Annotated in this window: 13 protein-coding genes; 8 read left to right on the forward strand and 5 right to left on the reverse strand. The window is 48.2% G+C overall.

Annotated features, from left to right (window positions below; all coding sequences use genetic code 11):
• The first annotated feature begins 18 nt into the window (after positions 1 to 18).
• Together BMY11_RS20060 and BMY11_RS20065 are read left to right on the forward strand one after the other, a co-directional pair.
• Positions 19 to 921, forward strand: a complete 903-nt coding sequence (locus BMY11_RS20060) for an AraC family transcriptional regulator (RefSeq protein WP_256217665.1) — start codon at positions 19 to 21, stop codon at positions 919 to 921.
• Positions 922 to 1,059: 138 nt separating this feature from the next.
• Positions 1,060 to 2,556, forward strand: coding sequence for an alpha-glucosidase/alpha-galactosidase (locus BMY11_RS20065; protein WP_090580265.1), 1,497 nt, complete (start codon positions 1,060 to 1,062; stop codon positions 2,554 to 2,556).
• Positions 2,557 to 2,616: 60 nt separating this feature from the next.
• Here BMY11_RS20065 and BMY11_RS20070 read toward each other — a convergent pair whose 3' ends face one another.
• From BMY11_RS20070 to BMY11_RS20090, 5 genes are all read right to left on the reverse strand, one after another.
• Positions 2,617 to 3,393, reverse strand: a complete 777-nt coding sequence (locus tag BMY11_RS20070) for a pirin family protein (protein WP_090580678.1) — start codon at positions 3,391 to 3,393, stop codon at positions 2,617 to 2,619.
• A gap of 57 nt (positions 3,394 to 3,450) precedes the next feature.
• Complete coding sequence (locus tag BMY11_RS20075) at positions 3,451 to 3,840, reverse strand: DoxX family protein (protein WP_090580268.1); 390 nt, start codon at positions 3,838 to 3,840, stop codon at positions 3,451 to 3,453.
• A 91-nt stretch (positions 3,841 to 3,931) separates the two neighbouring features.
• Positions 3,932 to 4,387, reverse strand: coding sequence for a MarR family winged helix-turn-helix transcriptional regulator (locus BMY11_RS20080; RefSeq protein ID WP_090580271.1), 456 nt, complete (start codon positions 4,385 to 4,387; stop codon positions 3,932 to 3,934).
• A 157-nt stretch (positions 4,388 to 4,544) separates the two neighbouring features.
• The gene (locus BMY11_RS20085; protein WP_143069317.1) at positions 4,545 to 6,350 is read right to left on the reverse strand and encodes a PPC domain-containing protein; all 1,806 of its coding nucleotides are present in this window, start codon (positions 6,348 to 6,350) and stop codon (positions 4,545 to 4,547) included.
• A 170-nt stretch (positions 6,351 to 6,520) separates the two neighbouring features.
• Complete coding sequence (locus tag BMY11_RS20090; RefSeq protein WP_090580276.1) at positions 6,521 to 7,255, reverse strand: hypothetical protein; 735 nt, start codon at positions 7,253 to 7,255, stop codon at positions 6,521 to 6,523.
• Positions 7,256 to 7,606: 351 nt separating this feature from the next.
• Between BMY11_RS20090 and coxB the strand changes: the two genes are divergently transcribed.
• The 6 genes from coxB (at position 7,607) to BMY11_RS20120 (ending at position 13,005) form a co-directional block, all read left to right on the forward strand.
• Positions 7,607 to 8,650, forward strand: a complete 1,044-nt coding sequence (gene coxB, locus BMY11_RS20095) for a cytochrome c oxidase subunit II (RefSeq protein ID WP_090580278.1) — start codon at positions 7,607 to 7,609, stop codon at positions 8,648 to 8,650.
• Positions 8,651 to 8,660: 10 nt separating this feature from the next.
• Entirely contained in the window at positions 8,661 to 10,571 is a 1,911-nt protein-coding gene (gene ctaD / locus BMY11_RS20100) for a cytochrome c oxidase subunit I (protein ID WP_090580281.1), read from the forward strand.
• Positions 10,568 to 11,188, forward strand: coding sequence for a cytochrome (ubi)quinol oxidase subunit III (locus BMY11_RS20105; RefSeq protein WP_090580284.1), 621 nt, complete (start codon positions 10,568 to 10,570; stop codon positions 11,186 to 11,188). The genes ctaD and BMY11_RS20105 overlap by 4 nt, the downstream gene beginning before the upstream one ends.
• A 3-nt stretch (positions 11,189 to 11,191) precedes the next feature.
• Positions 11,192 to 11,509 (forward strand): cytochrome C oxidase subunit IV family protein, encoded by a 318-nt coding sequence (locus BMY11_RS20110; protein WP_090580286.1) that lies wholly within the window; start codon positions 11,192 to 11,194, stop codon positions 11,507 to 11,509.
• Positions 11,510 to 11,594: 85 nt separating this feature from the next.
• Positions 11,595 to 12,494, forward strand: coding sequence for a cytochrome c oxidase assembly factor CtaG (gene ctaG / locus BMY11_RS20115; protein ID WP_090580289.1), 900 nt, complete (start codon positions 11,595 to 11,597; stop codon positions 12,492 to 12,494).
• Between the two features lie 43 nt (positions 12,495 to 12,537).
• Positions 12,538 to 13,005, forward strand: coding sequence for a DUF420 domain-containing protein (locus tag BMY11_RS20120; RefSeq protein WP_090580292.1), 468 nt, complete (start codon positions 12,538 to 12,540; stop codon positions 13,003 to 13,005).
• The last annotated feature ends 42 nt before the right edge of the window (positions 13,006 to 13,047 follow it).

A 13,047-nucleotide genomic window follows, 5' to 3' on the forward strand; every position in this document is an offset into this window, starting at 1 on the left:
GAGGGGAGTGGGCTGCCGGTGCTGGAGCGCAAATACAATTTGTACGATCCGTTATGGCGCGATGGGGGCGATTACCGCCCTCATATTGTCGCGTACTACTTTAAGCAGTGGATAGATTTTCATATGGACGTTCATTCGCATGATGCGATTGAGTTCATGTATGTCATCTCTGGCACCTGTGTCGTGGAGACGGAAGCAGGAGCGACGGCGATGCGTAAAGGCGATCTCATTCTGCTCGATGCCGGCGTTCCGCACAACTTAATCGTGGAGAAGGACAGCCCGTGCCGGATGCTCAACGTCGAGTTCACGTTTACAGCTTGCGACGGTATCTATCCCTCGATGAAGCAGCTGGCGGAGAGCAATGCACCGTTGTCCCAGTTGCTGGAACGGCATCAGAACTCCATCGTCCTGCGCGACCCGAGCGATATCCATCATATTCTAAAAAGCATCGTTATGGAGCTGGACACTAGCGGTTCAGGTTCTTACAACGACAGTATGACGCATCTCTTAATATCGCAGCTGCTTGTTCGCGTTGCGAGACTTGCAGCAGAAGAGCCGGCGGATCAGGCGGCAGCGGCTTCGCTCAATCAGCGCTATGTGCGTAAAGCAGCGGAGTATATGCATCAAAATTATGATTGCGAGATTCAAGTGAAGGATATTGCTGCGGCTGTCAGCTTGCATCCGGTATATCTTCAGCGGATATTCAAGGCGACGATGCACATGACGATAACTGAATATTTGGCTGAACTCCGGGTCGAGAAGGCGAAAATGCTCCTTGCCCGCACGGACATCCCTATTATCGATATCGCCGATTATATTGGGCTTAACAGCCGGCAATATTTCAGCATGCTGTTCAAGAAAGTAACCGGGTTGTCGCCTGCTACGTACCGCAAATCCATTGAAATTCGTCGGCATGGATAACGATTCAGGTTGCAATAGTTGACATTAGGAAAGCAAAGCGGTTGGAAATGTGGTAACGCCTTCATCCGGACTCCTGCTACAATAATGATGATGAATCAAGCTGGTTCCCCAATATTATTGATGTAGGAGGGGTTTCGATTGTCGTTTAAAGTGACCTTTATTGGAGCAGGAAGTATCGGGTTTACTCGCGGACTGCTGAGGGATTTGCTGGCTGTGCCGGAGTTCCGCAATATTGAGATTGCATTCACGGACATTAACGCGCATAACCTCGAAATGGTTACGCAGCTATGCCAACGGGATATTAATGAGAATGGGCTGAACATCACCATAGAGCCGACGACTGACCGTAGAGAAGCGCTTCGCGGTGCGAAGTATGTCCTGTGCGTCGTACGGATCGGCGGACTTGAAGCGTTCCAGCATGATGTGGACATTCCGCTCAAATACGGCGTCGATCAGTGTGTAGGCGATACGCTTTGCGCCGGCGGGATTATGTACGGACAGCGCGGCATATCAGCGATGCTCGATATTTGCAAAGACATCCGCGAGATGGCGGACCCGAATGTGCTGCTGCTCAACTATGCGAATCCGATGGCGATGCTCACATGGGCATGCAATAAGTACGGCGGCGTTCGTACGATCGGTCTGTGCCACGGCGTGCAAGGAGGCCATCATCAAATCGCGAATGCGTTCGGCCTTGAGAAGAAGGAAGTCGATATCATCTGCGCGGGCATCAACCATCAGACTTGGTATGTGTCGATCAAACACAACGGGGTCGACAAGACAGGCGAGCTGCTGGAGGCATTCGAGAAGCATCCGGAGTACAGTAAGACCGAGAAAGTACGCATCGATATGCTTCGCAGATTCGGCTACTATTCCACAGAATCCAATGGCCATCTGAGCGAATATGTACCTTGGTACCGCAAACGTGCGGATGAGATCAATGATTGGATCGATATGGGCGTCTGGATCAATGGCGAGACGGGCGGCTACTTGCGCGTATGTACAGAGGGGCGTCACTGGTTCGAAACCGACTTCCCGAACTGGATGAAAGGCGATCCATATGTGTACTCGGCGGATAAACGCTCAGAGGAACACGGCTCATATATAATAGAAGGCTTAGAAACAGGCCGTCTATATCGTGGACATTTCAACGTGGTGAACAGCGGCGTCATTACGAACCTGCCGAATGATGCAATCATAGAAGCGCCGGGTTATGTCGATGCGAATGGCATCAACATGCCGGTTGTCGGCGACCTGCCGCTCGGCCCCGCAGCGGTATGTAACGTAAGCATTTCCGTGCAGCGGCTTGCAGTCGAAGCGGCTGTTCGCGGGGATGATAAGCTGCTCCGCCAAGCGATGATGATGGATCCGCTCGTCGGCGCGGTGTGCAATCCGAAAGAAATTTGGCAGATGGTCGATGAGCTGCTCGTTGCGCAGGAGAAATGGCTGCCGCAATACAGCGCGTCAATTGAAGAGGCAAAGCAGCGGCTTGCTAGCGGCAACCTTATCCCGACGCGCGACGATTACCGTGGAGCTGCACGCCTCAAGACCAAATCGGTCGAAGAGATGATGGAGGATCGCGAAGCGGCAACTCGCAATGCAGGCGAGGCGGACAAAGCGAAAGCAGCACATTAATAGAAGAAGGGGATTGCTCCACCGCGGCATCTGCTCGCGGGGGCAATCCCCTTTGTGTTATTAACGTTTCGGATAGAGCGGATAGTCCACTGTGGACGGTACATCAATCAGGATGAGGCGAAGCGGCGTATCGCCGGTTGCGGTGATGATCGCTTCTTCGGCTTGGTCGGCTCTCGCTACGATGAAGTCTTTGTGATTGAATGTTGTGTCCTTGCCAGCTTGCGAAGCATAGGTCCACGAGCCGTCGCCTCGGATCGCAAGGGCAGTAAGCGTGCGTCCAGCTTCAATGGCTTGGTTGAATGTCGCGCCAGCCTCGAGCTCAACATCCCACATTTGTGCATCAGCTACGATGGAGATCGGTGAACCGTAGCCCATCACCGTTTTTTTCGTGAAGCCTTCTCCCTTAGCGATTGGGAACTCTTCATGCTCATATTGGTTGTACGTTGGTTTTGTTTTCACCGCTTCCTGGACGGATGGCTCGAACCAAATTTGGAAGCCTTCCATGTCAGGACCGACGAAACGCTCTTCATGGCTGACGCCAGAGCCGGTCTGCATGAGCTGTACGCCGCCTGCGCCAATGCTGCTCTTCGTTCCGAGCGTATCGCCATGCTCAGCTTTGCCTGCTACGACATATGTCATGATCTCGAACGCTTGGTGCGGGTGAAGCGGGATATAGCCTTCATTCTTCGAATGTGCCCATGCCCAGTAGAATAGGGTGCTCACACGTTTCACTACTGAGCCCTCACCAGGGAAGCCGATTGGCTTTTGCTCCGTAATTTTGCCACCGTCAAAAGCGCCTGTTGCTTGCATCGTTGGTCCGTATACGAGTGTTTGTATCATCATAAATTCCTCCTAATAATTGTAGTTTGGTATTTGCATCTATTCATTAAAGTATTAACCGATTGCATACTCGCCTGCGCCGATCAGCGCAAGCCCGATTGCCACTGCGATCAAGATAACGTTGTATTCCATACCGTTCTGTGTAACCCAGAAGCCATTCTTACGATGTACCGAAATAATTGCGCCAAGCATCGTCAGTACGAGCAGCACCGCTGCCGGGACCATCCAAAAACCGAGGACGAACAGAAGACCTCCAGCCAATTCAGCCAATCCTGCTAATAATGCGATCAATACGCCGGGCTTCAATCCGATGGAATCCATCCAGCTGCCGGTTCCCTTGAGCCCATACCCGCCTAACCATCCGAACAGCTTCTGTACCCCGTGACCTGCAAATGTTAACCCAACAACAACGCGAATAATTAATAATCCTAATGCGATACTCATGATGACATTTCTCCTTCATATATAATTAATAGTTTGATTTCTTAAAGTTAAGATATTTGATTAAAGGAAGTCAGCGCACCAGTCTGATCGACTAAGTGAAGCTGCTCTGTGCGGCAATGCCGAGCTTCTTCAGGAGATGAATCGCTTGCGTGCGTTCCTCTTCAGTTAATCCGCTCACGGCTTTGCCGATTGCTTCTTTATGAAGCGGAAAGACGGAATCGAGAAGGGCTGTGCCTTCTGCTGTAATCGCCGCGAAGATCACTCTACGGTCTGTAGGGCACGCCTTCCGCTGAGCTAATCCTTTGCCAGCAAGCTTGTCGATAACGTAGGTAATATTACCGCTAGTCATTAAGATCTTCTCGCCGATCTGCTGAAGCGGCTGCTCGCCCTTATGATAGAGAAGCTCGAGGACAGCGAACTCAGTCGGATTGAGGCCATGCTTGCGAATATCTTGATGGACGTGGGCGGTGACCCACTGACTTGCCCGGGACAGAACGACGAATAATTGAAGTTCGTTGTTTGTTTGCTGTTCGATCTGTTCACTCATCTTCCGCTCACCTCGCTTGCTGTAATCTCAATATCAAATATCTTAACTTAAAGATAAATGAATTTGAACCAATTGTCAAGCGTCAGTTATTGAAAAAGGGCAGAAGCTTTATCCACCCTTTAATGCAATGGTTAAAGTCTGCCCGAATGTGTATGAATTATTTCTCTTTGGTATAGGAAATCTTCGTCTTCGCGCTCTCAGCGAGTGCAGCTGGTTTCACGGTTACGTATACATAGCTTGCATTTGCTCCAAGCTGTTTCACGCTAATCACTGTTGACTTCTTGCCTTGTGCAACTGGTTGAGAAGTTGCAAGCAGTGAGCCTTTGCTGTTGTAAACTTTAATGATATCGCCCTTGTTAAGGCCATTCACTGTTACAGAGTCTGCTGATCCTTTACGATTAGCGATTTGAACTTGTGTCGTCTTCAGTGGCAATGCAGCAGCGATTAGCTGAAGTTTATATGGAACTCCGCTTGTAGCGTAAGTATAGGTATCCCCCGAAACTCGGACGTAGTATACCCCTGGCTGTACTACAATCGGTTGTTTCAAATCCACATTTATGGAATTGCCGCGACCATCATAAAGTTGAACATAATAACTATGTGATAGTTCAGCTGCAACAAGGAGCTGTGGCCGGATGGCTGCCTTCACTGAAACTCGGAAAGCATAGTAGTCTGAATCGCTATTTGTCTGCAATGCGCCTTCATAAGCTTTGTTCATATTAGCGTTCGTTGCTGTGGAAAGTTGATCATTCGACTCTAATTCGTTTTCAGTGCCTTGTTTGTAATTTACAGCTAAATAGTATGTCGCTTTTGCTTCTCCGTATGAGTAAGAGTCAGCATAAACCCGTAGATAATAATCACCGGCAGGAAGACCGATATAAGTAACGCTGTTGCCCTTAGCGAGTTGACTATTGTCGGTATATCCGCTCCAACTATATGCATTACCTGAACCGTCATAAAGCTGGTAATACCATCTCTTGCCGCTAATATTGCGAAGGGAGATACCAACCCGGCCGCTCTTATCCAGATGCAGCTTGTAGTAGTCTGTGTCATTATAATATTGAAGCTGTGCTGTGTAATCTTTATTTAGAGCAATCGTTGTCGCGGAGCTCAGTGTGTTGTTGTTCTCTTTCTCATAGGTGGTACCTTCATTGTAAGCTACAGTGAAATTATAAGGAACATCAACTGTGGAATAATCATAACTATCACCATAGACCTTCAAATAATACTCTCCAGCTGGTAGTCCGACTTGAGTTACAGTATCACCTTTAGCGAGCTCGCTGTTATCTGTGGAATCGTACCATGCCATTGGGTTGCCATCTGCATCCACTAACTGATAGTACCAACGGCTGCCGCTCAGGTTAGGAATTTTAATAGAAATAAGTCCGTCCTTTGGCGTAGTGAATTTATAAAAGTCAACATCTCCATAGTATTGCAGCATGCTGGAATACTTCTTATTGAGAGCTATGGATGTTGCCGCTGTCAGTTTGTTATTCCGTTCTTGTTCATACGTATCGCCAGAAACGAACTTTAGCTGGAATTCGTAGGGCTCATTTGACGAATATGAATTGCTGCTTACTTTGAGATAATATGTACCTGCTGACAATCCAACCGGTGTTTCAGAGTAACCTTTAGCAAGCTCGCTGCCTGTTGTTGACTTGTACCAATCGTAGCTGTTCCCCTCTGCGTCGAAGAGTTGATAATACCATGTAACACCACTGACATTTTTCATCGAGATCGTAACTTGGCCTGGTTTATCGAGCACGAACTTGTAGTAATCGACATCATTGTACGTGGTTAGCGTACTCGTCATAACGGAATTGGTTTGGATGGATACGGCTGTGCTCAAAGAATCGCCAATGTCCTCCATCGCCTTCACTTGAGTGGGGCTTACATTGAGTAATAGTGCAACGGCTATTACGGCTGCGAAAAAACTGCGAACAATGGATGATGATGTACTCACTAAAACACTCCTTAATATGAGGTTAATACGGACGAGGAGAATTATACTACGGAGGGAATGGCAAATCTATAAAAAACTGTGACATATTTCCTGGTTTTTACACTAACGAGTTGATATGTATTAAATGAAGAAAAAGGCTGAAGCGCCAATCTTGCGCTTCAGCCTATACTTTATGTGTGATTTTTAGCACGCTGCTGCTGAACGTTAAGTGGTTCTGGAACTTCGTCACCGCCAGCAAACTGATGTTTAACAAGCTTATTAAAGGAAGAGAACCAAGGCGTAAGGGAATGTCCGGCCCACGCTTCCTGAGCGTATTGAATGAGATGGTTGTTGAATTCTTTGTTCGCCGAGATGTGCACTTCCTGTACGGCAGGCGCCAGACGGCGGACATGAACGGCGATTGTCTGCTTCAGCTCGCCAGAGATCTGATTGTGATCATTAATGGAAAGCGCAGAGTTATATGGTGTAACCATACGCTGGTTATTCCAATACGGGCTACCATTCTCTACATTATATACGCCCTGAGTCGAGCCTGAATTGTTCTGCTCTCTTGGGCCGCCGCTCTTCCGGGTACCGGTTGCGGTCCAGTCTGTCGTAATCGCGATGTACGCATTCTTATCTGTAAGAAAAACAAGCGCGCCGGCTACTCCGTTAATGCTCGATACATCGCTTGAAATAAGCGAGCTGTACTCAAACCAGTGGTTATCATGCTGTCCGGGCAATCCGCTCATTGTGCCGTACATGCGGCTGCCAAGCATTTTCGGGTCGCCTTTCTGCTTTGTGCCATAGTCGAAGGTGCTGTTCTGGACACGGCGTTCATAATTACAGCCGCTTAAAGTGAGTCCGAGCACGGTAACTGAGGCAATCAGGATGAGAAAAGAACGATAAGCTTCACGCTTTTTCATTAAGGGTAGCTCCTTTCATAAACCTATGTTTAGAATGGGCCCGAAAGAAGCAAATATGCATGCTGTTTCAATACATAAAGAACCATGGTTTTTGCACACAATGTAGGATAGACATGGAGGCTTCAACCTATCGAATGGCAAGTGGAAAAATCGAAAAAAACGGCGAGTTTACTGGTATGAGAACAATTTGTGAACACTGCTGGGAAGATTGACAAATAGCACCTCCAACTTTATATTAAATAAAGTGATTAGATTGCGGAAGTTGTCTAACATCTTGGATTTCACGCAGCACAGCCGCTTTTTGCGCCATCATTACGGCAGCTGCGAAAACGTAAAAAGTGGGGTTGATTGATGATGAATCGGTGGCACGTTCTAAAACGGCTTATGCCGCTTCTTGTCGGAATGGTGTTGCTGCTGTCAGCATGTGGACGAGCAGACTTATCTACACTTAGACCGCAAGGGCCGGTAGCCGAAGAACAGTTTGGACTAATGAAATTAACGATCATGATCATGGTTCTGGTCGTTCTGGTTGTGTTTGCAATTGCAGTATACGTTATTATTCGTTTCCGCCGTCGTCCAGGTGATAAGACGATCCCTGTACAAGTGGAAGGAAACCACAAACTCGAGATTATTTGGACAGTTATCCCGATTGTCCTTCTGATCATTCTTGGTGTGCCAACAGTTAAGTCTGTATTCGGACTTGCGAAGGACTACACACATGACTCGAAAGCCATTCAAATTCACGTAACAGCTCACCAATATTGGTGGGAATTCGAATACCCTAATCTGGGAGTGAAGACAGCACAAGAGCTGATTATTCCGAATGATGCGGTTATCTCGGTTGCTGCGAAGACAGCAGACGTGCTTCACTCGTTCTGGATTCCTTCGCTGGCTGGTAAAACAGATACAAACCCAGGCGGCAACGTGAACACCATGTACTTCGAAGCGCCTAAGACAGGCGTATACCTCGGTAAATGTGCTGAGCTTTGTGGACCATCTCACTCCTTGATGGATTTCAAAGTTAAAGTTGTTGACCGTGCATCCTTTGACCGTTGGGTAGCGGCAATGAAGAACCCCGTTCAGCTTCCGGACAACCAACAGGTTGCTGACCTTCTCAATAAACAATGCTTGTCTTGCCACGCGATCGGCGACAAAGGCGTACAGCTGTATCCGAACCTGACAGGTATCGGTAGCCGTCAAGCTGTTGCAGGTATTCTCGTGAATACAGACAAACCGGAATATAAGAACGAAGGCTCTGTTGAGGACAACCTGAAGAGATGGATCAAGGATCCTCAAAAAGTGAAACCAGGCACGCTCATGCCGAAGGTTGACCTGACTGACGATCAGATTGATGCCATCGCGAAGTACTTGGCAGGCTTGAAGCTAGAATATTAATACTTATGGAATGAAGGAGGTACCTACTTTGGCTCACGGACATAAGGTGAAACGGTATAGCGGTCTGAAGGACTGGCTAACTACCGTAGACCATAAAAAAATCGGCATTCTGTACTTGCTGTCAGGCGGATTCTTCTTCTTGGTCGGCGGTTTGGAAGCACTCCTGATTCGGATTCAACTGTGGAAGCCGCTCAACGATTTCGTTGCGGCACATACGTTCAACGAATTGTTGACGATGCACGGTACAACAATGATCTTCCTTGCGGCGATGCCGATCATCTTCGCATTAATGAATGCGATCGTACCTTTGCAGATAGGTGCACGCGACGTAGCGTTCCCGTTCGTTAATGCGATTGGCTTCTGGACATTCTTCGCAGGCGGCGTCCTGCTGAATGTCAGCTGGTTCGCCGGCGGTGCGCCGGATGCGGGCTGGACAGCATACGCTCCGCTCTCGACATCGACGTACAGCTCGACACACGGCCTTGACTACTACGTAATTGGTCTTCAAATTGCCGGTATCGGTACGCTGGTCGGTGGTATTAACTTCTTGGCTACAATCATAAACATGCGTGCTCCTGGTATGAGCTTCATGCGTATGCCGATGTTTACTTGGTCGGCGTTTATCACATCCGCTCTGATCTTGTTCGCTTTCCCGGCACTTACTGTTGGCTTGGTAGCGATGATGTTCGACCGTGTGTTCAGCGGGAACTTCTTCGAACCGACTAATGGCGGTAACGCGGTACTATGGGAGCATATCTTCTGGATTTTCGGACATCCTGAGGTTTATATCCTCATCTTGCCGGCATTCGGTGTTATCTCCGAAGTTATTAGTACGTTCTCGCGTAAGCGGTTGTTCGGTTACAGCTCCATGGTCTTTGCAACTGTATTGATCGGTTTCCTTGGCTTCATGGTATGGGCGCATCACATGTTCACGACAGGTCTTGGACCAGTTGCGAACGCATTGTTCTCCATTGCAACGATGTTGATCGCTGTACCAACAGGTATTAAGATCTTTAACTGGCTGTTCACGATGTGGGGCGGTTCGATCCGTTTCACAACAGCGAATCTCTTCGCTGTCGGCTTCGTTCCAACGTTCGTAATGGGCGGTGTAACGGGCGTTATGCTTGCAGCAGCTCCTGCTGACTTCCAGTATCACGATTCGTACTTCGTCGTTGCTCACTTCCACTACGTAATCGTTGGTGGTCTGATTCTGGGCTTGTTCGCTGGTCTTTACTACTGGTGGCCAAAAATGTTCGGTCGCATGCTGGATGAAACACTCGGCAAAATAAGCTTCTGGACATTCTTTATCGGCTTCCACTTGACGTTCTTCGTACAGCATTTCCTTGGTTTGATGGGTATGCCGCGCCGTGTTTGGACATACCTCGACGGTATGGGCTTTAACAACCTGAATATGATCAGTACAGTCGGTGCGATGACGATGGGTATTGGTACGCTCGTATTCTTGATCAACATCGTAGTAACATCGATGAAACCGCGCAACGCTGCAGGCGATCCATGGGAAGATGGTCGTACGTTGGAGTGGTCAATTCCTTCTCCTGCACCTGAGTACAACTTTGCACAAACTCCGCTCGTTCGCGGTTATGATGCATTCTGGAAAGAAAAGATGGAAGGCAAGAAAGAAATGGTTCCAGCTGAACCGCTTGGTCCAATTCATATGCCTTCACCTTCGATTCTACCGTTCTTTATGTCGATCGGCTTGTTCATCGCAGGTCTTGGCTTCATGTATGCGAAAGGTGATTATGGCACAGGCGCATGGGCGTGGATATTGCACCATCACATCATCGCCATGCTAGGCCTTGCAATTACGCTTGCATGTATGTTCCTTCGTTCTGTATTTGACGATCATGGCTTCCATATCGAAACGGATGAAATTCTTGGGGATAAGGGGGTTAAAGCATGAGCGGACACGCACACGTAGACGGACAACTCCCTCACGAACCGGAAAAAGCAACTTTAGAGGGTCGTAATAAGGTACTTGGTTTCTGGCTGTTCCTTGGTGGTGAAACGGTATTGTTCGGAACGCTGTTCTCAGCGTTCCTCGCTCTCCGCCATCAAGTTGGCGACGGTAACCCGACGGCGAATGAGCTGTTCGAGCTTCCGACTGTAGCACTTGCAACGTTCATCCTGTTAACTTCCTCGCTCACGAGCGTATTCGCGATTCAGTCGATGCATACGAACCGCGTGAAGTCGATGATCAACTGGCTGATCATTACAGTAATCTTCGGTCTTGCGTTCCTTGGCCTGGAGATTTATGAGTTCACTAACTATGTCCATGAAGGACATAAGTTCTCCACTAGCGCATTCAGTACATCGTTCTATACACTTGTTGGCTTCCACGGCGCCCACGTATTGTTCGGGGTACTCTGGATCTCGATCTTGATCGCTCAAGTGTTCAAGAAAGGTCTGAATGTCGTTACTGCTCCTAAGATATATGTGGCTGGTATGTACTGGCACTTTATCGACGTCGTGTGGGTATTCATCTTCACCGTCGTTTACTTGATGGGAAAGGTGGGCTAACGAATGGCTGGTCAACAACATTCTGCTGCCGAAGAGAACAAACGCCATAAGCACGAAGGTCCTAAGAAACATATTATCGCGTTTATTTTCTCGATCTTGCTGACAATCATTGCGTTCGCAATGGTAGCTGCAGGTGAAATTAACACTACGTTTATCTACATCATGCTCGTTGCGATGGCGCTCATTCAAGTTTTCATTCAAATGGGCTTCTGGATGCACATGAAAGATCGCGGACATGTATTCCCGCTCATAGGTATTCTTGGTGGAGTATTCGTCGTATTCACAATTGTCATCATGGCCTCCTACTGGGCTTGGTGGTAATACAGTCTTAAATTGAAGAGAGGGAGGTCCTTGCTGGCCCCCTCTTTTGCTGTAAATGAGTGTGTTTGTGGAAAGGGGTACCATTATGCTCGGATTGCAATATTTCAGTTTTGACGCGCTATGGAGCCCATGGTTTTTCTTCTTTATGACAGCATTAGTCATACTCTATTTCTACTTAGCTGGACCTTGGAAGGAAAAGCATGCACCGGAGGCACCGCCAGTTACCGTGATTCAGAAGACGTTGTTCGTATCGGGGATGGTGCTCTACTATTTGGTGCAGGGCGGGCCTTTTGAATTGCTTGGACATCTTATGTTTGCGTTCCATATGATCGATATGTCGGTTTCATATTTAGTGGTACCGCCGATCATTATGTTCAGTATCCCTGCGTTTTTATGGAGGGCCATGTTCTCCGCGCCATTCTGGAAACGGTTCAGTTGGGCGACGCATCCGATTTTTGCGCTAATTGTATTTAATGTATTGTTCTCGCTCTATCATTTGCCAGTCGTGCATGACTACGTGATGATTCATTTTGCAGTACATCGGATTTACTATCTCGTTCTATTAGCGACAGCATTCTTGATGTGGTGGCAGATCACTTGCCCGATCCCGGAATGGAACCGACTTAGCGATGTACGCAAAATGGCTTATATCTTCGCAAGCGGCATGCTGCTCACGCCTGCTTGTGCGCTTATTATTTTCAACGATACGCCGATGTATGCTACGTATAATGACCCAGAGGTTTGGGCGAAGGCGATGGGCTACTGTGTCTCCGGTGATCCGGCTTCACTACTTGCTTCCTTTAAAGGTCCAGCTTTCTTCAATCTCATGTCTCCTGCTGAAGATCAGCAGCTTGGCGGTATCATTATGAAGCTTGTACAAGAAGTGATGTATGGTGTTATTCTCGCCTACGTCTTCTTCCATTGGTATAGGAGAGAGCATGCCGATTCTGACGATCCGTTGCCAGAGCATGGCGCGTTCAATTAGTCGGAAACGATTCATATTTATAGAGGAATGGACGGGATGATGTTTGTCACTGTATGATATTTTGCCTGCGATTAGCACCTCCTTCATTGCCATTAGCGCCATTCTCGTTGCGATTGGCTGGAGTCTCGCGATCAAGCGCAAGCTTGAAGCGCATAAGAAAGTAATGCTCGCCGGTGCGGTTGCGGCATTGCTGTTCTTCATTATTTATATGTGCCGTACGATATTCGTCGGCAACACGGATTGGGGCGGCTCTGATGAGATGAAGCCGTACTATCTGACGTTTCTATTCTTCCACATCGTGCTTGCAACGGTAGGCGCGGTGTTTGGTCTAACGACGCTGACGCTTGCATTCCGTAACCGGTTTGCAAAGCATCGCAAGTGGGGGCGTATAACTTCTGTTGTATGGTTATTCACGGCTGTTACAGGAATTACGGTTTATGTGCTGCTCTACTTGATGTATCCAGGCGGTCACACCAAGCCAGTGTTTGATGTGTTGTTCGGCGGCGCTTAAGCAGTTCGTATGATGCGAGGAAGGGCGGTTAATCTCTATGTA

Source organism: Paenibacillus sp. OV219, assembly GCF_900110075.1.
Classification (GTDB): domain Bacteria; phylum Bacillota; class Bacilli; order Paenibacillales; family Paenibacillaceae; genus Paenibacillus_Z.